This is a genomic window from Paracoccus sp. S1E-3 (assembly GCF_013868135.1).
In the GTDB taxonomy this organism is placed as follows: Bacteria; Pseudomonadota; Alphaproteobacteria; order Rhodobacterales; family Rhodobacteraceae; genus Paracoccus.
The window spans coordinates 1,379,960-1,402,942 of the sequence record NZ_JACEMU010000004.1; the positions used below are offsets into that span (position 1 = coordinate 1,379,960).

The window sequence follows — 22,983 nt, forward strand, 5'->3', positions numbered from 1 at the left end:
GTAGGTTTCGATCATGCGGCGCAAGCATCCGCGAAGGGATCGGGCGATGACGCAAAAACCCCGGCGCAACCTGGCGCCGGGGTTCGCATTTTCCGTTCGATGGAGGTTGCCGCGCGGATCAGCTGCGCATCGAATCCAGCTGCTCGCCCTCATGCTCGACCTCGCGGGCCTTCGCATAGCTTTCCGCCAGCAACCGGTATTCCGGGAAGATCTGCATATAGATCTCGGCCCATTTCTCGGCATCGTCGCGGTGCCAGGTCTTCTGGATCTCGGAGGCAACGGCGGCCGTATCCATCGGCACCGCACCGGCCTGCACGACGCGGGCCAGCGTGATTTCCTGCGCCATCTTGGAATAGGTGCCCGAGGCATCGATGACCACGAAAACCTTGTAGCCCTCGGCAATCGCCGAAATCGCCGGGAAGGCCATGCAGACGCTGGTGATGGTGCCGGCAATGATCAGGGTCTTCCGACCGGTCTCCTTCACCGCCTGAACGAAGTCGGGATTATGCCAGGCGTTGATCTCGCCCTTGCGACCCACGTATTTGGCATGGGGCGCGTTCTGGTGGATTTCCGGGATCAGCGGGCCGTTCGGTCCCTGCGGCACCGAGGCCGTGGTGATGACCGGAATATTGGCCAGCGTCGCCATCGACGCCAAAGCACCCGCGTGACGGCGCAGGGCCGTCATGGGCATGTCGTTCACGGTCTGGAACAGGCCGCTTTGATGGTCGATCAGCAGCATCACCGCGTCATCGGGATCAATGACCGGCAGCTCGCCGTTAAAATTGGCAGGCGTAACCATGAGATGTTCCTTTCTTCTGTGTTCTGGCCGTCCATCTGCATGTCCGGCCGCTTTCACAGCTTGAAAGATAGTTCAGAACAACGAACGCTCAATGCGTTATTTGTTCTTCGATACAGAACACCGAGTTCTCGGAACCGCGCTTGACGCCGGAACCGGCCTCGCCACCCTCGGCCGGAAATCCATCTCGCGCTTTGGCCCCGGCTCTGGCATGACAGAGGCTGGCTTCGCGCGAGGCAGCAAGGAAAGGCCAGATGAACCTGTTGTTTTCAAACGACCGCCGAGGAAGTTATCCGCCTTCGGTCTATGCCGATCAGGTCGCGCCGCTGCCGCCCTTCGCCCCGCTGCAGGGCGAATACCGCACCGATGTCTGCGTGGTCGGCAGCGGTTATACTGGGCTATCCGCCGCCCTGCATCTGGCCGAGGCCGGTTACACCGTCGCCCTGCTGGAGGCGCATCGCGTCGGGTTCGGGGCCTCGGGGCGCAATGGCGGCCAGCTGGGATCAGGCCAGCGGCTGGACGTCGAGGATCTGGAAAGGATCGCCGGGACCAAAGACGCGCAGCGCCTCTGGGCGATGGCCGAAGACGCCAAGCAGCTGACCCGCGATCTGGCCGCCCGCGCGGGCGTCCCGGTCCGCGACGGCGTGGCGCATGCCTTCCGCAAACCGGCCGAGATGGACGCCGCGCGCCACCATATCGACCACCTTGCCCGCCATTACGGCTATAACCGCATCGAAGCTTTCGAGGCAGAGGCCTTCCGGGCGCTTGTCCCCTCGCCCGCCTATTGCGGGGGCGAATTGGACCACGGCGCGGGGCACCTGAACCCGCTGGCGCTGGCGCTCGGCATGGCGCGACTGGCGCAGGCGGCGGGCGCGCGCATCTTCGAGATGTCGCATGTCCTAAGCATTTCCCATGCCGACACCGCCAATGGCAAAAGCACCGTTCGGACCGATGAGGGCCGGGTGATCTGCGATCACGTCATCCTCGCCGGGAACGGCTATCTGGGCGATTTGTCTGCCAAGGTCGCGGCGCGGGTGATGCCGATCAACAATTTCATCGTCGCGACGGCTCCGCTGGGCGACCGCGCTGCGCAGGTGCTGACCCGCGACATTGCGGTGCATGATACGAAATTCGTGGTGAATTACTGGCGGCTGGACGCGGAGGGCCGGCTGATCTTCGGCGGCGGGGAAAATGTCAGCTACCGCTTTCCCGCCGATATTGCCGCCAAGGTGCGCAAGCCGCTGGCACAGATCTATCCGCAACTGGCCGACATTCCTTTCACGCACGCCTGGGGCGGCACGCTGGCCATCACCATGAACCGCCTGCCCTGCTTTATCCGCCCTGCCCCCAACACATTGTCCGCCAGCGGCTTTTCCGGCCACGGCGTGGCGCTGGCGACACTGGCGGGCAAGCAGATGGCCCTTGCCATCGCCGGTCAGAGCCAGGGTTTCGACACCATGGCGGCGCTGCCCAGCCCCCGCTTTCCGGGCGGCGCGATGCTGCGTTGGCCGCTGCTGGTCGCGGGGATGAGCTGGTATGCCCTGCGCGACCGGCTGGGCATCTGAGGCGGGCCGGGGGTGCGGGGGCCGCCCCTCCGCGCGGTCTCAGTCCAGACGCGGAAACTCGATCTTCGGGCAGCGGTCCTGCACCACGATCTTGCCGGCAGCTTCAGCCTTGGCAGCGGCCTCGGGATGGGTGACGCCCAACTGCATCCAGATTACCTTGAGATCGGGCAGAAAGGTCAGTGCCTCGTCGACAATGGCCGGGACGGCCTCCGGGCGGCGGAAGATGTCAACCATATCCACATGCGCGTCGGCCGGAAGCCCGGCCAGATCGGCATAGACCGTCTCGCCCAGGATCTGCTCGCCCGCATGGCCGGGATTGACGGGGATGATGCGATAGCCCAGCCCCTGCAGATAGCGCGCGACGCCCCAGCTCGGGCGGTCGGATTTCGGCGACAGGCCGACGATGGCGATCACCTTGGTCTCGTCCTTGATGCGGCGGAACAGTTCTGCTTCGGTCATGGGGTTCTCCTCCGCTGCGACCATTTCATAGAAAAAGCGCCCGGTCCAGAAGACCGGGCGCAAGTCGCGGAACGAGGGACAGTGATCTGAGCGCGGCCGTTCCGTGGCAACGCGCCCGTGTAACCAATATGGGCGCTGATTCGCCGATTCCAAGACCCTTCTCGTATTCGTGAAGACGCGCGGTCAGGGCTTGAGTTTCAGGAACATCCCCTTGGCCTTCATCAGCGTGTCGCGCGGATGCGACAGCAACTCGCGCCGGCGGCCTTCGCTGCCGACGAAATAGACCCGCTGGCCGATGGTCACGAACTGGCGGGGATCGCCCGGTTCGGACCGCCCCTCGGTCAGGGCCACCACGCAGAGGCCGTCGAAGCCGGGCGTATAGGCGCGGGGATTGGCTTCGAACAGGGCGCGGTTGGCCTCGGAGGCGAAGTGATATTGGCGGCCGCGCCAGGTTGTGACGATGTCGCCGCGACCGGGCACGGCGCGTTCCTGGGTGATATAGGCCACCGGATCAAATCCGCCGATCGCCCAGTCATCCGCCAGCGTCGGCAGCGGCAGCGCCAGCAGCAGGGCAAGAAGCGTGGATCTGATGCGGTTTGCAATCATGGCTCGGCGGTCGTGTCAGGGTTTTACCGACATGGCATCCGACCCCTGATCTGTCCATGATTCGGACCCCGGCCTCAAGCCGATTTGAAACGACGTGTTGCAGCATAGAGCGCTACCGCCGCGGCGTTCGACACGTTCAGCGACCCGAACTGGCCCGCAAAGGGAATCCTGGCCAGATAATCGCAGGTCTCGCGGGTCTTTTCGCGCAGGCCCGGCCCCTCGGCGCCCAGCACCAGGCAGACGGGCCGCCCTTCGGCGAGGTCCAGCACCTCCTCCAGCTCGGCATCGGTTTCGCCGGCAAGGCCGATGGTGACGAAACCCGCCGCCTTCAACTCTTCCAGCGCGTCCGAGAGGTTGCCGATGCGCAGATAAGGCTGGCGTTCCAGCGCCCCCGAGGCGGTTTTCGCCAGCGCCCCGGTCTCGGGCGCGGTATGGCGCGCGGGCGCGATCACCGCACGGGCACCGAAAACCTCGGCTGAACGCAGGATGGCGCCGACATTATGCGGATCGGTCACCCGGTCAAGCGCGACCATCAGCGGTAGCCCCGTGCCGGTAATCGCCACGTCTTCCAGCTTCCCCCAATTGAGCGGCCGCACCTCAAGCGCGGCGCCCTGATGGACGCTGTCAGGCGGCAGCCCGACGGTCTTGTCGAAGACGCGGGCATCGGTGATCTCGGGTTCCATTCCGGCGGTATCGCCCAGCCGGTCAAGCGCATTCTTGGTCACCACCAGACGCAGCTTTTCGCGGGCGGGGTTGGCGAGGGCGTCGCGCACCGCATGCAGGCCGAACAGCCAGATCGTTTCGGCGGCCGAGGCCTTTTTCGCGCGTTCCTTCGCGATTACCCAATCCGGCTTGCGGCTTTTGTTGTCGGCCATGCGCATCCCCTTTTGCCTGCCCTTCTGCGCCATCCTGACCCTTGCGCGCAAGTCTCTCCGAAATTCTGCCGAAATCCGCTTGACGCTCTCGCGCGGCCCGCTTATTCCACGCCCCACGCCGAAGGCTCGGCGGGCGACGTGCTGCAAGGTGCGGCAGCGGACTGTAACTCCGCCGGGGAGACCCATGCCTGGTTCGATTCCAGGGTCGCCCACCATTTCTCCGTTAAATAATCGTTCATTCACCCTTCGGGTCGTCATAGACGAACAGTGCCGCAGCCGGGTCGATCCGCATGGCGCGGTTGGTGAAGGCGCTGGCGGTAATGGTGCGGCCGGATTGGCGCAGTTCCTCCAGAATCAGCGTGGTCAAGGCGTGCACGCGCGCGGCCTCCAGACTTTCGCCGTTCTCCCGTGCCCAGATCATGCTGGCGGGTGCGGGCACGATCATTGCGCGCGCGCCGTCGCGGCGCAGGACCAGCCAGGCCTGGGGATCGATGCGCCGATCGACCTGCCAGCCCTCCGCCTGACGCGACTGTGCCAGACGCGCTTCGGCCCCGGTCAGGGCGCCGCGCAGATGATCTAGCAGCGGCCCCAGATCGGCGAAGGCGTCCCGGTCTGCCACCACCTGTCGCCCGAAGCTTCCGCCCTCGGCATTGAAGGCAGCGATGGCGGCGGCGGCAGCGCGGGCCTGGGCGGGATCGGCAGGCAGCTGCACGGCGATGCTGTCCGCCGTAAGCCCCTGATAGGCGCTGGTATCGAGGTCTTGCAGATGCGCGCTGAGCGCTTCCAGCTGGGCGTCGGTCATGGCGAATTGCGGCATTTGCAGCAGCCGCCCGTCGGGCGCGGTGCCCTGCCGGATCGCCCGCGCCAAGGACGGGGCGTCATAGGCTGGGCGCGTCTGCGTCGGTTGGCGCAGGGTCTGCCAATTGATCGCGGGCGCACGGGCGGCGCCGCCTTCGGAGCCGCCGCGCCCATCGATGCCGTGACAGCCCGCGCAGGTCATGCGGTCCGCCAGCGCGGGGCGCGACCGTCCGGCGACGACCGGCGCCAGTCCCGCGCCGGTCTGGTAGAGCGCGCGGCCCGTGCCGTCATCCGCAAGGCAGGGAAAGGGCAACGCCACAAGCAGCGCCAGCAGCCCCGCCCGTTCCATCATTGCACGGCGCGAGCCAGCGCGATCAGCGCGTCGGGGTCGGCGTCGCCGGTCACGCGGATGAATTCGCCGCTGGCCATGTCGCCCACGAAATAGACGTTCTCATGCGTCTCGATCGGGCCTGCATCGATGCCGAAGGCCGACAGCAGGACCGGGGTTTCGGCCGCATTTGCGCGCAGCCAGTGCCAGCGGGGGCTGGCTGCGATATCCGCAGCGGCCTTGGCCAGAACCTCGGGCGTGTCGCGTGCGGGGTCGACGGTGATCGACAGGATCTTCAGCGGATCGGCCTTCTGCCCGGCCAGTTCTTCGTCCACCACGCTCAGCGTCGCCTGGGTCATCAGGCAGACCTCGGTGCAGTTGGTATACAGAAAGGACACGATCACCGGCGCGCCATCCGCATATCGGCTGACGATGCCCTGCACTTTGCCGGTCTGATCGGTCACTGCGATATCGGGCAGCACGATCTTTTCGGTGCTGCGGCCGACCTGCATCGGCGCGGGCGCGCTGTGCGGCCCGTCATGGGCCAAAGCCGGGGCTGCGAGGGCCAGCGTCAGCAGGAAAAGCGGTGTCTTCATCGGATCACTCCATAATGAGGGGATCGAAGCGCGCGGCGTCGCTTTCCACCACGATCGCCAAGGGGGGCGCCGGAAGCGGATAGCTGTCGCGCGTGCGGCCATCCGAATCGGTCTGAAATTCCATGCGGTCGCGCCAGTTGCCGACCAGCGAGGTGACCAGCAGATGCCCCCGCGCCTGCGCAACCGGCTGGCCTGCCGCATCCGACAGGCGCAGACGGATGCCGGTGTCCTCGGGTTCGGTGCTGATCGTTCCGGGCAGGTCCTGCGGCGATGGCGCGGGCAACGGCATGGGCAGCGGCGCGCAGAAAGCGGCCTCGCCCAGCCCCGCGCTGATGACAAGCTCATAGCGCGCGGCCTGATCCAGCCGCGCCACGGTGACGAAACGACCCGGCGCGTCTTCGCGCAGGCCGCGATCCAGCGCGCGGACGATACGGGGGATGCCCCCGCGCAGGGGGATCGCCTCCATCGGGGGCTTGCCGCTGGTGCCATGCGTGGCGTTCAGCACAAAACCGGTGAAGCCCGCGGCATGGACGGCCAGCACCTGATCCTCGGCCCCCAAAGGGACCAGCAACTGCGCCCCGGCCGAGGGTGCAGGTCCCGAGCCCAGCGGGAACTGCCCCACCACCGGTGCGGTCCCCGGCTTTATCATGCGCAGGTCCATGACGCCCGCCAAAGTCCCGTCTGCCGTGCGCATCACCGCCGCGTTCCGCAGAAAGGCGATTTCGGCCACGGGCGAGGCGCTGCCCACCACCTGCACCACGCGCCCCAGCGCCAGATCCACGACCGAGACCTCCGACCCGCCCCCAAAGGCAAAGGCGAACCGTCCGGCTGGCGAGACTGCGATCCCGTCATGGCTGCGCCACAGCGGAATACGGATCACCCGGTCGGGCGCGTCTTCCCAGGTCAGCGCCAGATCCTGCCCACTCAGCCAGATCAGCGCCCGCCCCTGATCCCCCGCCAATGCGGCGACGGCGCGGGCAGAGGCGGCGGGGTGACGGATCAGCACCTTGCCCGCGGGGTCAAGCAGCATCACGTCCCGCCCGAGAAGCGCCAGCCGGTCCCCCGCCGCATCCATGGCGCGCACATCCCGCGCAAAACGCCTGGCCGGGCCGTCCTGCAGCAGCAGCAGATCGCCATCGCCCTCGATCACCCACGTGCCACCTAGGGGATTTGCCGCCAGCGCGCCGGGCGCATCCAGCCCCCGGCCTAGCACCGCCGGCTCCGCCATCGGTTGCAGCGCCAACACCTGTCCCGCCTTGGGCAGGCTGACGATGAAGCGCCCGGCTGTCTTATCCGCGACCATCGCGGCGGGCCGCTCGGGCAGTCGCTCGGCGGCGATCAGATTGGCGGTGCCCAGATTGCGCTCGGGATCGAGCATGGTCAGCGCATCGTCTTCCGTCAGCACCCCAAGCAGAAGCCCGTTCAGATCGACTGTCCCAGCCGAGCCGCGCCCGGTGGCGCGGAAGGCGGCGGCGGCCTCGGCGCAGGGCAGATCGGAAAGCGCCACGGGGCGAATCCATCCCATCGGCTGCAACCCGCGCGGCAGGCCCCCGGTCAGCGAGGTCAACGTCACCTCGACCCGGAAAGGCTGGCCGGGGAGGACCTGGTTCAGTGCCCCCCCGCGCAGATCGGCAAAGCGCACCTGCGCCTGCATGGCCGCCCGGCGCGCATCGGTTTGGGCGCCGGCGGGAAGCGCCAGCCCCAGACACAGCAGCGTTGCGATCAACCGCCGCACGTCCGGGCCTCTGCGCCGGTCCCGATGGTGGAGCCTGCGGGCAGCATTTCCAGCAGACCCCAGGTGCCGCCGCCCATCAGCGTGCCCGGCCCGTCGCCCCACAGATAGCTGACCGGCTGATCGCTGACAGGGGTTTCCAGCGGCGTCAGCCAGGCGCTCACGGATTTGCCCGGCGCCAGCAGCGCGGCGTTCGGGAAGCCAAAGCCGGGGAACAGATCGTCATAGCCAAGCCCGTTCATCACGAAGGCCCGCTGCCTTGCGCGACCGCCCGGATGGACGACACGGATCACCACCTGCTCGCCCTGACAGGCCTGCAGCGTCAGCGGCATCCGGCCGCCATCGCCGCTGAGGCGAAAGAAATCGGGCGGAAAGACCTGTGCGTTCAGATCATGATGACGCTCCAGCCCGGCAGCGCCCATTTCCCGCAGGCGCGGCACATACCCGGCCGAGCGATAGCTGACGCCCGCCGCGCCCAGATCATAGCTGTCGTCGCAGACCGCGCAGGCGGGCACCGGCGGACCGACCTGAAACCGCATCGGGGGGGCGCCCGCGCCGTCACGCCACCAGCGCATCCGCGACTGGCTGTCGCGCAGGTTCAGGCCGTCCTGATAGAACAGCACGAATTCGCGTATCGGCAGCGCCGCGCCGCCGCCCTCCTCAACGGCCGAGGTGCTGACCTGATAGGCCTGTCCCTGCCCGAAGCCCGGCACCGGCGCAATCGCGCGTGTGCTGCTCGCGGCCTGCGCAGCGCTTACCGGCAGGTGCAGTTGCGCCATGATGGCGCGCGTCGCCGCATCATCGGCCGCGCCGGTCAGCGGGTTTTGCGCATCCGGCAGCGGCCAATGCTGCGGCAGCACGTCGATCACTCCGAACATCCCATGCGCGGGCTGCGAGATCATGTCGCCCGTCACCTTGATCGGCACCGGGCCGTAAGCATAGGGAATCCAGTGCAGCAGCGAATCCGACAGCACCCGATGCGCCTGCACGGATTCAGTGCCGATGCTGGTCGCGAGCCTGCGCAGCGCCGTCGTGCAATCGCCGGCCGCCATCGCCGCCGGGCACAGCAGCCCCGCCAGATCGGCCGCCGCACCCTTGGGCTGGAACGGCTCATCCAGATCGTTGCGCACCAGCCATTGCGCCGGCGGCGTCGCGCTCATGTCGGTCAGCGCCAGCAGTTTGGCTTTCGGCCCAGCGCGATACGTGAACCCCATCGCGTCCGGCGCATTGGCGTTTTCCATCAGCAGCTGCAGCGCGGGGGTCGCGTTCAGCCCGAGCGCCGTGCGCAGATCGGCCAGCCGGGCGCTTTCGGCCTGCAGGACGCAGGCGTCGATCTGCTCGGGCAGGGCGGCTTCCAGATCGACGCAGTCCAGAACCGGCTCCTTCCAGCCGCGATAGGCCACGCGACCGGCATAGAAGCCGAATTCGGGCGAGATCGGCGCCATGGTCGCCGTAGCCGCCGCGATCGGCGGCGCGTTCAGGCCAAAGCCCGAGGGCAGTTCCTCGACCGCGGCACCGCCGGGCAATCCGAAGGTCAGTCCCAGCCGGGCCGAAGGGCGCAGCCCGGTTTCCGGCACCGTGACCGGGCTAAGCCGCCCCTCGCGGGTGCCATGTTTGGCGGCCAGAACCGGGTCGGTGTTCAGGGGGGTGATGGGGGGCATCAGCGCATCGCCCAGCACATCGCGGATGCCCGCCCCCGGCGCCGGCTCGCTCAGCGTGTTCACGATCCGCAGCAGCACGCAATCGCCCGCGTTGACGCGCATCACGAAAGGCTCGGGCCGCGCATATTGCGCGCGCACGGCAGCCAGCACCGCGTTGCGGTCGATCTGGCCCCAGCGGTCGGCCGCCGCCGTCACGCCCGGCAGCGCCGGCATCAGCGCCAGCATCAGCCCGTCACGGTCGTACTGGCCCATGCCGTAATCGGTGCCCCGGTTCGCGGCCTGCGGTGTTTCGGCCAGATCACCCGTGCGCAAGGCCACCACAAAGCCGGTGCTGAAGCGCAGCTGACGCCCAGGCAGCGCCATCGGGCAGGTCGGCAACCCGGTCGAGGACATTCCCGTCCCCTCGCCCGGCATGATGTGGGCCATGGCGGCTTCGGCGTCTTCGATCGCCGGGACCACGGCCAACTCGCCGTCATATTGACGCAGCGGGCGCAGACGGTTGCTGATCGGGACCGGGCTGTCCGAAGCCGGCAGCCGGGGGTCGGAAACCTTGCCGTCGCGGTAGATCCGAACCAGCCCCCAATCGCCGTTCCACAGCGAATCCAGCGTCCCGAAACTGTAAAGGTAGTCCGAAATATCGCTGCGTCCCAGATACCTCCGGTCGGTCCTGCCGCCCGCCGGCCGCGACGGGATCAGCCTTTCGGGCGAAATGGCGACATCCTGACGCAGCCGGCCGCGCATTTCGAAATGTTCGGAGATCCCGACCTCCTGCGCATAGACCATGCCTTCCAGATTGTCGCAGCGCGCCAGCGCCTGGGCGATCGCGCGCCAGCGTTCAAGCCTGGCCCGATCGGCAGCCGGAGCCCCCGCGAGATAGGCCGCGGCCTCGACCGGCGTCAGGTCGGACAGATCGGCGATCTCGCCCGCCAGCCATGCGTCATATTCTTCGGGGTGTGTGCGGCGCAGGGCGGCAAAGCAGGCGGCGCGCGCAGGCGCGGCGATGGTGGCCAGCGGGCGCATCGCCTGCGGATAGATCTGGTCGATATTGCGCCGGAAGGGCAGTCCCGCAACGCCGAAAACGTGCTGGACCTCCTGCGCGCCCTGAACCAGACGGAAGACCAGTCGGTCGTTCTGATAGGCCTCGAGTATCGGAGTTTCGGGGTCGCGAGCGGGATCGAAGGCATGCGCCTGCGTCTGATCGGCGACCGGGTTGCGCGAACTGAAGGCAAAGGCCGCGTCCCCCGCCGCACCCGCCAGCTGGTAACGGAACGAGCAGGGGCGCAGGCCCCCCGCCGCCAGCTTCGCGACCACGGGGCTGTCGGCGGCCGCCAGACCGGGCGGCGACATCGGGAACATGGCACAATCCTGATCCGGGCTGCCGTCGCGGTTCTTGGTCCCCAGCCGCAGCGGCACGGCGGCCATGCGGTAATTCACCAGATATGGATCATGGTGATCGACCGAGATCGCCTCGGGCCGCTGCGGTCCCGCCACCGGCTGCGCCAGACGGTCAGCCTGCGTGGCGCCGACGAGCCGAGCCGCCGCGGTCGGGAAGGCGGCTGCAAAGCGGTGATCATACAGCCGGTCACGCAGGATCTGCGCGTCGGCATGCTCCACCGGCAGGCCGTCGGCGCCCAACTCGCCCTTCCGCAGGAACAGGTTCCCCCACAGATCGCCGCGATGGGCCGCGTAATCGCCCGGCCTGCCCGCCGCCACCCAGGCGGGTGGCACGCCCTCGCCCGCGGCGGAGAAGCGGCTGCCGTCACGCATCAGGCCCGAGGCGCATGCCCGCTCCATCCCGGCGGCATTGCCGCGGGTGCCGAAATCGGCCTCGCAATAGATCTGGCCGAGGCCTTTCAGGCCTGCATCCGCCGCTGCCCACGTGCCGCCCACGACGGGCGGCGCGGCGCTGCGGTCGCGCGGATCGTAAAGCAGCGCGAAGTCTGCGATGGCGAGGGCGAATTCGCGGTAATTGGGATGCAGCGGGTCATGCTTGCCCATATCGATCAGCTTCGAGGCCCCGACCAGCCCTTCGGGGCTGCTGGCCACGCCGGCGATGTCGGGGGTCAGATCCGCGCAGGTCCCCTTCGGTTCGGGCAGCATCGAACAGACTTTCTGGGTTATCCCGTCCCCGCCCGAGGGTTCGATCAGCAGCGCGGTATAGAAGCCGTGCTGCTGGATGGAGGAAGGACCGAAATGGTCATGGCTGAACACCGTGCGCATCGTGCGGTCGACATCCCTGCCCGCGCCGTCCCTGGTCAGGATGGGATCGGCAAACCAGCGCTGCGCGGTGGTCTGGAACAGGTCGCGATTTGTCACCGTGCTGCCCGCGAATGCCGGACCGACCGCGCCCAGCGGGCGCCGCCAGATCTGGCCGGTGTTCAGCGCCGCGCATTCCGCCGGCTCCGGCACGCGGGTGCCCCAAGGGGCGGGATCGCCGCCGCCAAAGCCGGTCAGCCTGACCGCCGCGCAGCGGCGCGACATCAACTCATCAGCGGCGAAGGTGCCGTCTTCATAGTTCCAGCCATTTCCCGACCCATCCGAGGAGGTGACATCGAATTTCACCAGATGGATATGCTGCCCGATGGTATCGGTGGGGGTGCGGACCTGAAAATCATCCAGCGCCAGTTCCTTCGGCAATTCGTTGGTATGGCGGAATTCCAGACATTCGCCGGACAGGGCGCGGAAAAAGAACGGCTCGTCCTGATCGCTGATCCTGGGCGAGATGATCCCCTCACCCTTCTTGTAATCATCCGATTTCGCCGTCAGCACGTTGATGCGGGCCTGCGGATCGTGCCATCCCGCCTTGTTCACCACCAGATCGAGCTGCACGGCCGAGGCCTCGTAGCGGCGGAATCCGATCATCTTGCGGTCGGCCAGAAATCCGCCCTGCCCGGTCAGCGGATCGATGCCCGGCGCGCGACCGTCGCGCGCGGCCACACCACAGGGATCGGCGAAGGGCGCGCCCGGTTTGGGGGGCGAGCCGTTCACCTCATACAACCCGTAAGCGGCCGGAGGCGTCCCGGCGGGAACCGGCGCACGCGGCATCACATAACCGCCGATGGCAGGGCTGATCCCGATGCCCGAGGGGTTCAGGATCTGCAGCGCCGCGCCGTCATTGTGAAACCGCATCGCGGCCTGTTCCAGCGGGGTGCCGTCGGGCGGCAGCGTTTCGATATGCGCGCGTTCCAGATGCGCGGTCATATCGCCCATTGCGACCGCCTTGGCGACGATCTGTGCGCGCAGCCGTTCCAGACGGCGTTCCGTCGCGCGATCGCGGTTTGCGGGATCCGGGTTCAGCGTGGCAGCCATGGCCGCATCCTGCTGCGCCGCCTTCTGCGGCAGACTGATCCCCATCGCCCGGTCAGAAGAGCGCACGACATGGCGTCCCAGCCCGCCCGACAGCAACTTGCCACTGCTGTCGCGGGCGATGTCCAGCGGCGCTTGCGGCGGCCGCCGTCCGCTCTGACCGGCGATATAGAACGGATAGCCCGGCATGCCGATGGGCGCGGCGCCAGCCGGGGTGGCTTCAGCGGCCGGTGTCTCGGCAGGAACTGCCTGCACAGGGGCAGCCGCCGGCGCAGCGGTCTGAGTCCGCAGCAGGCGTTCGGGGCCGGCGATCATAAGCCCGGCCTCGGGCGCGGGGCGGCGGGGGCCGAAGCGGGCGGGCAGATCGCGCGCGAATCTGCGCAGCATCGGCGGGTTCAGCGCCGCGCTGTCGGAGGGCGCGCTGGCGGCGGGCGTGTAGGTCGGCAGCGGCGGCAGCGGCTCGCCCGGCAGAGGAACCAGCGCGGGGATCGGCGTGCCTTCTGCCCCGGTCCAGGCACCGGTGACCGGGTCGACGCTGCCGGGACGGGTCATCGTCGCCTCGTCCGGGTTGCGGATATAGGTGGACAGGCCGGCCTGCGCCTGCCCGTCTGGCAACTGGCGGGTGCCGTCCTCCAGCACGTCATGGACGCGCCACAAGGCCCACATGCCCTGGGCGAAATGCGGGTAGAGATGGCAGTGAAAGATGGAATCGCCAACGGTGCGGTTGCGGTTGCCCGAGCCGCCCGTCGCCCATTTGCCGGGCTGGCCGTTACGGCCGCCGTGGTAGATGTTATAGGTGAACCCCTGCGCGGGGGCGACGGTCTGGCTGTCCAGATAGCTTCCGCGCCCCGGATCATTGCCCGCGAACCATTGATGCGCATGCAGGTGAAAGACGTGGGTTTCCTTCGGCCCGGCATGGAAATTGCGAAACACCACCGGGTCATTCAGATAGGAGTGGTGCACATTCGACGGATCATCGTCGAACCATTCCAGCAGGGCCGGATCGCCATTGGCCCATGAGGTGAGGAAAAATTCCTCATACAGGCATTCGGCGCAGGTGGCCGCGGGGCCGATCCCCTTGCGATTGGCCAGCAGCAGCGTCCCCATCCCCGAGGCGCCGTAATTGATGGCAAAGCCGTCCCGTACGCCCGCCAATTGGCCGAAGCTGGCCAGTTCTTCGAAATTGCGGGTGTAGAAGGTCTTCAGTTCGTCATGGAAGAACACCGTGAACTCGCGGAAGGCGCGGACGTCCGGCTCCACCGTCGAGGTGGTTTTCGTTCTCGGCGGGGCGGCATCGCCGAGCGCCGTCGCCGTGGGGATGGCGCAACCAAGCGGATCTGCGGGCGGCCTGGCATTGGCGGCCACCTGGGAATCGTCGCAGAAGATAATGGCGTTCAGATCGCTATGGACGATCTCGACCGCGCGCGCGGCGCCGAAGTCGACCTGCGGGCGGTCGACGGCCTGCGCGAGGTTCAGATAGGGGACGCCGGTTACGGGGTCGGCGGCCTCGTAATCCAGCATGCCGCTGCGGGCGTGGCGGGGCTGATCGGACCGGCCCGGCCAAGCCGCATCCAGCGCCGCGGCCGAAACCTGGCTGCGATACCAGCGCGTGCCGGGGCGTTCGGCCAGCACCGCCCCGAACAGCCCGTGGGTGATGCTGCCGCCATCGCCATTGCCGCCCGCAGGCGCCGCGTGCGAGGCGAAGAAATGCGTGCCCTCCTGCCCGACGCGGAAACGGCAGGTGAACGACTCGCCCGGCGGGATGGTGTCGGTGCCGAGGCAGAATTTCGGCACCTCGCCATCGACCGGTAGCGGCAACAGGCCCTGCGCCACAAAGTTCAGATTGCGGGTGCGGGGCCAGTTGGCGTCCGCCCCGGCCGGTTCGGCGGCTTCTGCGGGGCTGCTGCCAGAGCCATCGGAGCAGGTCACCTCGCCATGGCCCGCGCGGAGCCGCGTGCCCGAGGACAGTGCGCTGCGCACCGCCTCGCGGCCATGATCGGCGGTGCGCGCGCCCCCGCACAGCCCCTCGGAAAAGTCGGGACCGGGCGCGGGCGCCAGCAGGTTGGTGACCCGCACCACCAGCACATCGCCCACATTCGCCCGCAGGACCAGCGGGCGGGGGCGTTTGCAATCGCGCAGCCGCGCCGCACCCGCGCCGGGCAACGCACCAGGCTTGCGCGTCGCGGTATCGGTTTCGCAGGCCGGCGCCCCCGCCTGCGCGCCGCCAAGCGGATCGACATCCCGTGCCAGCGCGAAAATCATCCCATAGGGATTGAACGAACCGAAGCGGTTGTAAACCAGCGTCTGGTCCAGCGCGACAATATCGGCGCACACGATCCGCCGACTCTCATCCGCTGGAGCGGACGCACAGAACCCGCCCGAGTCGGCGGCCGTATCGTCCCCCTCGTTCGTGGCGGAGGTCTCAGCAGATAATGCCGGCAAACAGGCGAGCGTTAAGGCAGAAACACAAGCAAACAGTCGGAATACAGAACTCAATCGGAATAAATGCACCATCATAATCGCACCTCCGGCGATTACCCGTCAATCCGGGGAAGGCATATTGCTGCGGCGGCGATGTTCCTGTTTGACTTTACAAAAGTTAACGATTCGAGCCAATATTTATTGTTGGAATTGCACATTTCGGGCATAATCGATGCACGCATTGCATTCCTGCATTCCAGCGACTGAGCTTTCCGATGCCCATTTATTCCGGCCGGGACCCTGCGGGCCGGGGTTCCGGCTCTGCGACGGTTCCCCGGCTGAAAAGCATCATTTCCTCGATGCTGCCGGTTTTTGCCGACCGGCCACAGGAAATGCCGGTCGGGCAGGAACATCTTCTTTCGAAATTGCAGGGGGTCTGGGACCGCTGGTCGCCCCATGTCGGGCGCATCGATATCGGCGGACAGGCAATTGCGACGGGCTGGCGGGTGCCGGGCGATGGCCGGCTGGTGGTGACAGCGGGCCATGTGCTGTGCGGGCTGCTGCCGCCCGGCGCGGCCAGCAACTGGTTTGGCGGCGCGGTGCTGCCGGGCGCGACCATCAGCTTTGCCCCTGACGGCGACCCGGCCGAGGCCTTCGCCATCACCGCCTATGCCGCGGTCCATCCGCGCTGGGACATTGCCTTCCTGCACCTTGACGACCCCGGCGGCAGGCTGGCGGCCGCGCCGGTGCCCGATCTCGACCCCGGTCAGATCGTCGCCGATCGCGCTATCGCCGTTCTGGGCTTTCCCGGCGATGCGGATGGCATGATCTTCCGCAGGGCGGGCATCCGCCATCTTTCTTTCGGCAAGATCACCACGCCCTCGCCGCTGGCGCAGAGCCTGCTGCAGAACGCCACCCCCGAGGATGCCCTGCGCGAGCATCTGCCCCGGCGGTCCCATGGACAGCTGCTGCATAACGCCTCGACACTGCCGGGACATTCGGGCGGTCTGGTGGTCGATGTCGATACCGGCGCGGCGGTCGGTCTGCATGTCTGGGGCAGCGCGCAGATCCCCGACGTGGCCGACCGGTTCGATTTCAACGACGCGGTGGATCTGTGGGCGGTCGCGCATGAGGGCTGGCTGGCCGCGTGGCTGCATGTGCTTGCCGCGCCGGCGGTGCCTCCCGCGCAGCCCTTGCGCGCCGTGCAACCCAGCTGGCAGGGCGGCGACAATATTGGCGGGGCCGAGCGGCGCCATTTGCAGGCGGTGGTGGACCGGCTGCGCTTCACCGCACAGGAAGGCCAGTTGTTCCGCGGGATCGCCCCCGACCGGCCCGATGACCGCGACCGCGCCTATACGCCTTCGCTGATGCTGCCGCAGGATCAGGTGCTGCCGCAGGATGGCGGCCTGATCGGCGATCAGGGGACCGAGGGCAGTTGCGCCGCCTTCGCCGTCGCCGCCGCGATCGAAATGCAGCTGCCGCCCGCGCGCCGCAATGGGCAGACCCTGACCGCCAGCGTGCGGATGCTGGACGCGATGGCGCGCGATCGGGACGAGTTTCTGGACGATACCCAGGACGGGACCACCCTGCGCGCGGTGCTGAAGGGCTTTTTCCACAACGGTGTCTGCGCCGCGGCGACCGCCCCCTATCATCCCGGCGAGACTCGATTCCTGCTGACCAGGGAGGCCGCCGAGGAGGCGCGGACCACCACGCTCGGCGCCTATTTCCGGGTCGCGGCCAGCCTGCCCGATATGCAGATGGCGGTGCAGGAGGCGGGCGCGGTGATCGTCTCGGCGCATATCCATGAAGGCTGGCGCCCCAAGACCCCCACCCGGATGACGAGGATCGCCTTCGATGGCAACGACCCACCGGATCTTCTGGGGGCGCATGCCTTCGTGGTCGTGGGCTATACCGATGAGGGCTTCATCATCCGCAATTCCTGGGGCAATGGCTGGGGGCGCTGGAACCGGCTGCCCGGCCACGCGATCTGGTCCTATGCCGACTGGGCCAACAATGTGATCGACGCCTGGGTGCTGCGGCTTTCGGCCTCGACCCCGTCAGGCTTTGATCTGGCGGGGGGCGATCGGGCCGAGGACGGATTGCACCGCCCCCGTCGGCTGACGCTTCTGGGCCACATCCTCGAGATCGAGCGCGACTGGGTGGTTGAACGCGGCACCTTTGGTCTGGGCCAACAGGCGATTCTGGAAACCGCCCGCTATCTGGCCGGCGCCAAGGCGCGGCGCGCTTACCCCCGGCTGGCCTTTATCTTCCACGACCCCATGCTGGGCGCCGACATGATCGCGCGGATCGCGGCGCGGATGATTCCGGTGCTGAAATCACGCAAGATCTATCCGCTGCATATCATCTATGGCGCGGATGAATTGCGCAGCCTGTCCCTGCGGATCGCGGCGGATGCCGCCGAAATCACCCAGGGCTTCGCCAATTCTCTGGCCGAACCGGGTCCCTGGCTGGAGCGCCGTCTGGCCTTGGCGGCGCAGCGCCAGATTGCCGATTACCGCAACGGCGCGACCCTGTCGGCCAGCGCGGGCGCGCTTGCCGCCGCGCTCGACCCGCTGAGCGCGGCCGAGGTCACGCGCGGACGGCGGGACGCGCTGATCCTGGCTGCCGGGATAGGGACGGTGCCCGCGACGATCTGGCAGCGTGCGGGCAATCCACCGCCCATCGGTAAGGCCGTCGCGCTGGCGTCGCCCGTGGCCGTGCCCACCGCCTGGGAACGGGTGCAGCTGGCCCCGCGCACGGGCGCCAGCCGTATTCCCGGTTATGGCGGCGATCTGGTCGATCTGCTGGCGGTAACGCTGGCCGAAAACGCCTTTCCCCGTGCCGCGATCTACAACCCCAGCACCGGCCAGGGCCCATGGTCGCGGATCGAGACGGCCTTGATCGACCGGGCCTTCCTGCAGCGCCTGTAACAATGCGACTGGCCGAATTGGCGGTTTTGCACAGCGCGTAATAAGGTTAAACCCTGCGCGAACACCCCGATCCGGCCGGAGCCATGGACAAGGACAGCCCTTCGAAAACCGCCCTGACCGCCGCTCAGAAGGCCGCGCGGCGCGCCAAGAACGCCGCCAACCGCGCCAAGCGCGCGGCAAAGGCAAGCGGCGCCGCAGCACCGCCGCCAGATGCCCCGAAAAAGGACGCCGCAAAAAAGCGCACGGACGTCACAAGATTGGGCAAAAAGTCGCCGAGCACTTTTGCAAATCGCGAAAAAACGGCGAATGCGGGCAAAAATTCGAAAGCCGCCAGCGGAAAACCCGCAAAAATCGTGCTGAAACGCGCGGATTCAGACATTAACAACAAATCGAGACAAATTCCCTTTAATATCCTGATTGTCGCGCAGGCCGGTCGGCTTGAAAAAGAGGCGCTTCTTTTCGCCGAATCGCTGCGCAGCAACGCGCCGGGCTGGCAGGGGCGCCTGATTGTCGCTGTGCCACGCGAAGACGCCGCATGGGGCCGTCACCAGACGCAATTGTCGCCGCCGGTTCGCCTCGCGCTCGAGGCGCGGGGGGCCGAAATCCTGCCTTTTACCGCGCATCATTTCGGTGCAGCTTATCCCTATGGCAACAAGATCGAGGCGCTTTCGCTGCTGCCGCCAAACGAGAATTTCATCTTCTTTGACACCGACACGCTGATTACCGGGCCGCTGGATCAGATCGCGCTGGATTTCAACCGCCCGTCCGCATCGATGCGGCGCGAAGGCACCTGGCCCGAGCCGCCGCTTTACGGGCCGGGCTATGGCGATATCTGGAAGTCCCTTTATGATCGCTTCGGGCTGGATTACGCCTCGTCCCTGGACCTCGCGCAGCCCGACGAGCATTGGGAGCGGTATCTGTATTTCAATGCCGGCTGGTTCTTCGGGGCCGATCCGGCCATTTTCGGGCAGCGCTTTCTGGATTGGGCTTTGGCGATCCGGGACGAGCCGGGCGATGCGCTGGCATCGCAATCGCTGCACCCATGGCTGGACCAGATCGCGCTGCCGCTGGTCATCCACAGCCTGGGCGGCGGGCGTCCCGGTCCGGCGCTGGCTGGGATGGACGGCGATATCACCTGCCACTGGCGCAACCTGCCGCTGCTGTATGCCCGCGAAGGTGATGCTGCGGTTGACGCGATGGAACGCGCCGCCAATTCCCCCGACATCAAGCCGCTGCTGGAAGCGTGGGAACCGGCAGCGCGCCTGATCTATCAGGAAAACGGCCGCAAATCCCTGCGCGCGGCCATTGACCGCGACCACCTGCCCCTGCGCGAACGCGCCTTGCGGCAGGATATCAAGCGCGCGGGCTGGTGGTTGGTTTAGGCGCTTTCGGGGCGGTCAGGCGGGCATAGGCCAGCAGGATCGCGCAGCCGATGACGGTCACCGGTCCGATCAACGGCTGGAACAGGCCAAACAGCACGATCAGCATCGACATCAGTGCCATTGGGGGGGAACAGCCCGACGACCGCCGCCGACAGGGTCACCATCAGCGCCGCTAAGGCCGCGCCGATATCCCACAATAGCCCCTTCCAGCCCGGTCGGCCCAGCTGGTCAATGACCAACCAGCCCGAAGCCGCGCCAAACGACGCCAGAAGCAAGATAAGCGGCCAGCTCGACTGATTGAACGGGTTGCTTGGCCAACCGCCGATCTCCCATGTCACGGCCCAGCCATAGGCGGCCGCCCCCAGATACCCACACCGCCGCGCCGAAACGGCGCAGGCGGTTGTCGATCAGGATTGGCAGGCTCACGCCCCTGCCGCCGTCAGCACCGCATCACAACGCGCGCAGGTGCCCGGATGCGTATGGGTGCCCACGTCCGGCAGGATCTTCCAGCAACGCTCGCATTTCTCGCCATCGGCAAGTTCGAAGACCACGCCGATGCCGAGAACCTCGGACAGGCGGAACGCCTCGTTCGGGGCCGGATCGGCGGTCAGCGAGATCCCCGAAGTGATGCAGACATCGGCGAAATCGACAGTTTTCAAGGCCTCCAGAACCTCCGGCTCCTCGACATGGACCACGGGTGCGGCTTCAAGGCTGGCGCCGATCGTCTTGTCGGCCCGCTTGACCTCCAGCGCCGCCGTCACCACCCGGCGGGCGCGGCGCACGCCGTCCCATTTGAGCGCCAGCGGCTCGTTCAGCCAATCCGCCGGGGTGTCGGGGAAGTCGTGCAGATGCACGCTGTCATCGTCGGACAGGAAGCGCGACAGCCACACATCCTCCATCGTGAAGGGCAGGATCGGGGCCAGCCACATCACCAGACGGTGGAACAGCAGGTCCAGCACCGTCCGCGCCGAGCGGCGGCGCAGGCTGTCCGGCCCGTCGCAATAGAGCGCGTCCTTGCGGATATCGAAATAGAAGGCCGACAGATCCACCGTGGCGAACTGGAACAGCGCCTGGAACACGCCCTGGAAGTCATAGGCGTCATAGCCCAGCCGGACCTGATGATCCAACTGCGCCAGACGTTGCAGCACCCATTGCTCCAGCTCGGGCATCTCGGCGGGGTCGATGCGCTCCGCGTCGGTGAAGCCGTCGAGCGCCCCGAGCATGAAGCGCAGCGTGTTGCGCAGCCGGCGATAGCTGTCGGCGGTGCCCTTCAGGATCTCGGGCCCGATGCGCTGATCGGCGGTGTAATCCGCCTGCGCCACCCACAGGCGCAGAATGTCGGCGCCGTATTGCCGGATCACCTCGGCGGGGACGATGGTGTTGCCCAGCGATTTGGACATTTTCATGCCCTTCTCGTCCAGCGTGAAGCCATGCGTCAGCACGCCCCGATAAGGCGCGCGCCCCTTGGTGGCCGAGGCTTGCAGCAGCGAGGACTGGAACCAGCCGCGATGCTGGTCGGTGCCTTCCAGATACAGATCGGCGATGCCGTCGGGCGTGCCGTCGGCGCGGTCGCGCAGCACGAAGGCATGGGTCGAGCCGGAATCGAACCACACATCCAGCACATCCATTACCTGATCGTAATCGTCAGGGTTGACGATCCCGTCCAGAACCTCGGCCTTGAAGCCTGGGCGATACCAGGCATCGGCGCCGTCCTTTTCGAAGGCGGCGGTGATGCGGTCATTGACGCGGCTGTCGCGCAGCAGGAAATCCGGATCGGTGCGCTTCGCGCCCCGTTTGACGAAGGTGGTCAGCGGCACGCCCCAGGCGCGCTGGCGCGAGAGCACCCAGTCGGGCCGGTTTTCCACCATCGAGAAGATGCGGTTGCGCCCGGTCTGCGGCGTCCATTTTACCAGCTGGTCGATCGAGGTCAGCGCGCGCTGCCGGATCGTGTTGCCATATTCGCCCATGCCATCGTCCAGATCCTTGTCGATGGCGGCGAACCATTGCGGCGTGTTGCGATAGATCAGCGGCGCCTTGGATCGCCAGCTATGCGGATAGCTGTGCTTGATCTTGCCCTTGGCCAGCAGCGCGCCGGCATAGGCCAGCTGCTTGATGACGCTGACATTCGCGGGTCCATCCTTGCCATCGGGCTGAATGATCGCCTCGCCGCCGAAGATCGGCAGATCCTTGCGGTAGCTGCCATCGGGTTCGACGTTATAGGTCATCGGCAGACCGAATTTCAGCCCCAGCTGATAGTCGTCGTCGCCGTGGCTGGGCGCGGTATGGACGAAGCCGGTGCCGGCATCATCGGTGACATGATCGCCGGGCAGCAGCGGAACGTCATAATCCCATTCGCCGTTGCCGCCTTCCACGCCGCGCAGGGGGTGGGCCAGCACAACGCCTTCCAGTTCCGAGACGGGCACGTCGCGCAGCCGCTTGAAGCCTTCGACTTTGGCCGACTGCATGACGCCTTCCGCCAGCGCATCGGCCAGCACCAGTTTCTCGCCGGGCTTGGCGGTCGCGTTCTCAGCCAGCGCCTCGACCTCATACAGGCCGTAGGCGATTTCAGGGTTATAGGCGACCGCGCGGTTCTGCGGGATCGTCCACGGCGTCGTCGTCCAGATGACGACCGATGCGCCTTCCAGCGCGTCGCCGACAGGCTTAAACCGCACCCAGATCGTATGGCTGGTATGGTCGTGATATTCGACCTCGGCTTCCGCCAGCGCGGTCTTTTCGACCGGCGACCACATCACCGGCTTCGACCCCTGATAAAGCGCGCCGTTCATCAGAAGTTTCATGAACTCGGCCGCGATCACCGCCTCGGCATGATAGTTCATGGTCAGATAGGGGTCGTCCCATTTGCCGGTGACGCCAAGGCGCTTGAACTCCTCGCGCTGGATATCGACCCAGCCCTGCGCAAAGGCGCGGCATTCCTGACGGAATTCGACCGTGTCGATGCTGTCCTTGTCGATGCCTTTCTGGCGATACTGCTCCTCGATCTTCCATTCGATGGGCAGGCCGTGGCAGTCCCAGCCGGGGACATAGCGCGCATCGCGGCCCATCATCTGCTGGGACCGGGTGATGAAATCCTTCAGCACCTTGTTCAGCGCGTGGCCGATATGCAGATGCCCGTTCGCATAGGGGGGGCCGTCATGCAGGATGAAGGGCTTGCGGCCGGCGGCGCGCTCGCGCAGGCGGTCATAGATCTCCAGCCGGGCCCAGCGGTCCAGCCATTCAGGTTCGCGCTGGGGCAGGCCCGCGCGCATCGGGAAATCGGTCTGCGGCAGGAAAACGGTGTCACGGTAGTCGGGGGTATCGCTCATCGGCGGGAGTCCTTTGGGAATAGGTCAGGCATGCGAAATCCCGGCGGCGCGGAACCCCTACGCCGCCGGGCGGATAATTCGTATGATCCGGCCCGCGCTGAACATCTTGGCCGCTATATAAAAAGCTCAAAGCGGGGCCGCAAGCGGACTTGACACTTGCCGATGGGCGCCGAGGCCCTATCTGCAAGGCAAATATCCCGCTTCA

Annotated in this window: 14 protein-coding genes and 1 tRNA gene; 4 read left to right on the forward strand and 11 right to left on the reverse strand. The window is 67.0% G+C overall.

Annotation, left to right across the window (positions count from 1 at the left end):
- Positions 1–118 precede the first annotated feature (118 nt).
- The gene (locus tag H1S04_RS06885) at positions 119–799 is read right to left on the reverse strand and encodes a hydrolase (protein WP_181744770.1); all 681 of its coding nucleotides are present in this window, start codon (positions 797–799) and stop codon (positions 119–121) included.
- Positions 800–1,050: 251 nt separating this feature from the next.
- Here H1S04_RS06885 and H1S04_RS06890 point away from each other — a divergent pair, with 251 nt between their 5' ends.
- Positions 1,051–2,361: an FAD-binding oxidoreductase gene (locus tag H1S04_RS06890; protein ID WP_181744771.1), complete on the forward strand. Its 1,311-nt coding sequence runs from the start codon at positions 1,051–1,053 to the stop codon at positions 2,359–2,361.
- A 39-nt stretch (positions 2,362–2,400) separates the two neighbouring features.
- Here the strand turns inward: H1S04_RS06890 and H1S04_RS06895 are convergent, their stop codons facing one another.
- From H1S04_RS06895 to rlmB, 3 genes are all read right to left on the reverse strand, one after another.
- A complete protein-coding gene (locus H1S04_RS06895) occupies positions 2,401–2,820 on the reverse strand; it encodes a CoA-binding protein (RefSeq protein ID WP_181744772.1) in 420 nt (139 codons plus the stop codon).
- A 183-nt stretch (positions 2,821–3,003) separates the two neighbouring features.
- Positions 3,004–3,426, reverse strand: coding sequence for a YHS domain-containing (seleno)protein (locus H1S04_RS06900; protein ID WP_181744773.1), 423 nt, complete (start codon positions 3,424–3,426; stop codon positions 3,004–3,006).
- A 74-nt stretch (positions 3,427–3,500) separates the two neighbouring features.
- A complete protein-coding gene (gene rlmB / locus H1S04_RS06905; RefSeq protein WP_181744774.1) occupies positions 3,501–4,301 on the reverse strand; it encodes a 23S rRNA (guanosine(2251)-2'-O)-methyltransferase RlmB in 801 nt (266 codons plus the stop codon).
- A 131-nt stretch (positions 4,302–4,432) separates the two neighbouring features.
- Here rlmB and H1S04_RS06910 point away from each other — a divergent pair.
- Positions 4,433–4,516: transfer RNA gene (locus H1S04_RS06910), tRNA-Tyr, on the forward strand.
- A 20-nt stretch (positions 4,517–4,536) separates the two neighbouring features.
- Here the strand turns inward: H1S04_RS06910 and H1S04_RS06915 are convergent.
- Genes H1S04_RS06915 through H1S04_RS06930 form a run of 4 tightly spaced genes read right to left on the reverse strand, consistent with a single transcriptional unit; the run spans position 4,537 to position 15,056 of the window.
- Complete coding sequence (locus H1S04_RS06915) at positions 4,537–5,451, reverse strand: cytochrome c (RefSeq protein WP_181744775.1); 915 nt, start codon at positions 5,449–5,451, stop codon at positions 4,537–4,539.
- Positions 5,448–6,023 carry an SCO family protein gene (locus tag H1S04_RS06920; RefSeq protein WP_181744776.1) on the reverse strand — a complete coding sequence of 192 codons (576 nt, stop codon included), beginning with the start codon at positions 6,021–6,023 and terminating at the stop codon, positions 5,448–5,450. The genes H1S04_RS06915 and H1S04_RS06920 overlap by 4 nt, the downstream gene beginning before the upstream one ends.
- A 4-nt stretch (positions 6,024–6,027) precedes the next feature.
- The gene (locus H1S04_RS06925) at positions 6,028–7,749 is read right to left on the reverse strand and encodes a hypothetical protein (RefSeq protein ID WP_220185100.1); all 1,722 of its coding nucleotides are present in this window, start codon (positions 7,747–7,749) and stop codon (positions 6,028–6,030) included.
- Positions 7,746–15,056: a hypothetical protein gene (locus tag H1S04_RS06930; RefSeq protein WP_181744778.1), complete on the reverse strand. Its 7,311-nt coding sequence runs from the start codon at positions 15,054–15,056 to the stop codon at positions 7,746–7,748. Before H1S04_RS06930 ends, H1S04_RS06925 begins: the two co-directional genes overlap by 4 nt.
- A 362-nt stretch (positions 15,057–15,418) precedes the next feature.
- Here H1S04_RS06930 and H1S04_RS06935 point away from each other — a divergent pair, with 362 nt between their 5' ends.
- Entirely contained in the window at positions 15,419–18,073 is a 2,655-nt protein-coding gene (locus H1S04_RS06935) for a trypsin-like peptidase domain-containing protein (protein ID WP_181744779.1), read from the forward strand.
- Between the two features lie 124 nt (positions 18,074–18,197).
- Here the strand turns inward: H1S04_RS06935 and H1S04_RS06940 are convergent, their stop codons facing one another.
- Positions 18,198–18,554: a hypothetical protein gene (locus H1S04_RS06940; RefSeq protein ID WP_181745477.1), complete on the reverse strand. Its 357-nt coding sequence runs from the start codon at positions 18,552–18,554 to the stop codon at positions 18,198–18,200.
- 34 nt (positions 18,555–18,588) lie between these two features.
- Here H1S04_RS06940 and H1S04_RS06945 point away from each other — a divergent pair, with 34 nt between their 5' ends.
- Complete coding sequence (locus H1S04_RS06945; RefSeq protein ID WP_366521906.1) at positions 18,589–19,455, forward strand: hypothetical protein; 867 nt, start codon at positions 18,589–18,591, stop codon at positions 19,453–19,455.
- Here H1S04_RS06945 and H1S04_RS06950 read toward each other — a convergent pair.
- A complete protein-coding gene (locus tag H1S04_RS06950; protein WP_181744780.1) occupies positions 19,427–19,567 on the reverse strand; it encodes a hypothetical protein in 141 nt (46 codons plus the stop codon). The genes H1S04_RS06945 and H1S04_RS06950 overlap by 29 nt on opposite strands.
- A 310-nt stretch (positions 19,568–19,877) precedes the next feature.
- Complete coding sequence (gene ileS / locus H1S04_RS06955) at positions 19,878–22,778, reverse strand: isoleucine--tRNA ligase (protein ID WP_181744781.1); 2,901 nt, start codon at positions 22,776–22,778, stop codon at positions 19,878–19,880.
- Positions 22,779–22,983: the final 205 nt, after the last annotated feature.

Coding starts and splice junctions, on each gene's coding strand:
- ileS (WP_181744781.1), bottom strand. CDS start 22,778: ATGAGCGATACCCCCGACTACCGTGACACCGTTTTCCTGCCGCAGACC.
- H1S04_RS06935 (WP_181744779.1), top strand. CDS start 15,419: ATGCCCATTTATTCCGGCCGGGACCCTGCGGGCCGGGGTTCCGGCTCT.
- rlmB (WP_181744774.1), bottom strand. CDS start 4,301: ATGGCCGACAACAAAAGCCGCAAGCCGGATTGGGTAATCGCGAAGGAA.
- H1S04_RS06920 (WP_181744776.1), bottom strand. CDS start 6,023: ATGAAGACACCGCTTTTCCTGCTGACGCTGGCCCTCGCAGCCCCGGCT.
- H1S04_RS06900 (WP_181744773.1), bottom strand. CDS start 3,426: ATGATTGCAAACCGCATCAGATCCACGCTTCTTGCCCTGCTGCTGGCG.
- H1S04_RS06885 (WP_181744770.1), bottom strand. CDS start 799: ATGGTTACGCCTGCCAATTTTAACGGCGAGCTGCCGGTCATTGATCCC.
- H1S04_RS06895 (WP_181744772.1), bottom strand. CDS start 2,820: ATGACCGAAGCAGAACTGTTCCGCCGCATCAAGGACGAGACCAAGGTG.
- H1S04_RS06915 (WP_181744775.1), bottom strand. CDS start 5,451: ATGATGGAACGGGCGGGGCTGCTGGCGCTGCTTGTGGCGTTGCCCTTT.
- H1S04_RS06890 (WP_181744771.1), top strand. CDS start 1,051: ATGAACCTGTTGTTTTCAAACGACCGCCGAGGAAGTTATCCGCCTTCG.
- H1S04_RS06950 (WP_181744780.1), bottom strand. CDS start 19,567: ATGTCGATGCTGATCGTGCTGTTTGGCCTGTTCCAGCCGTTGATCGGA.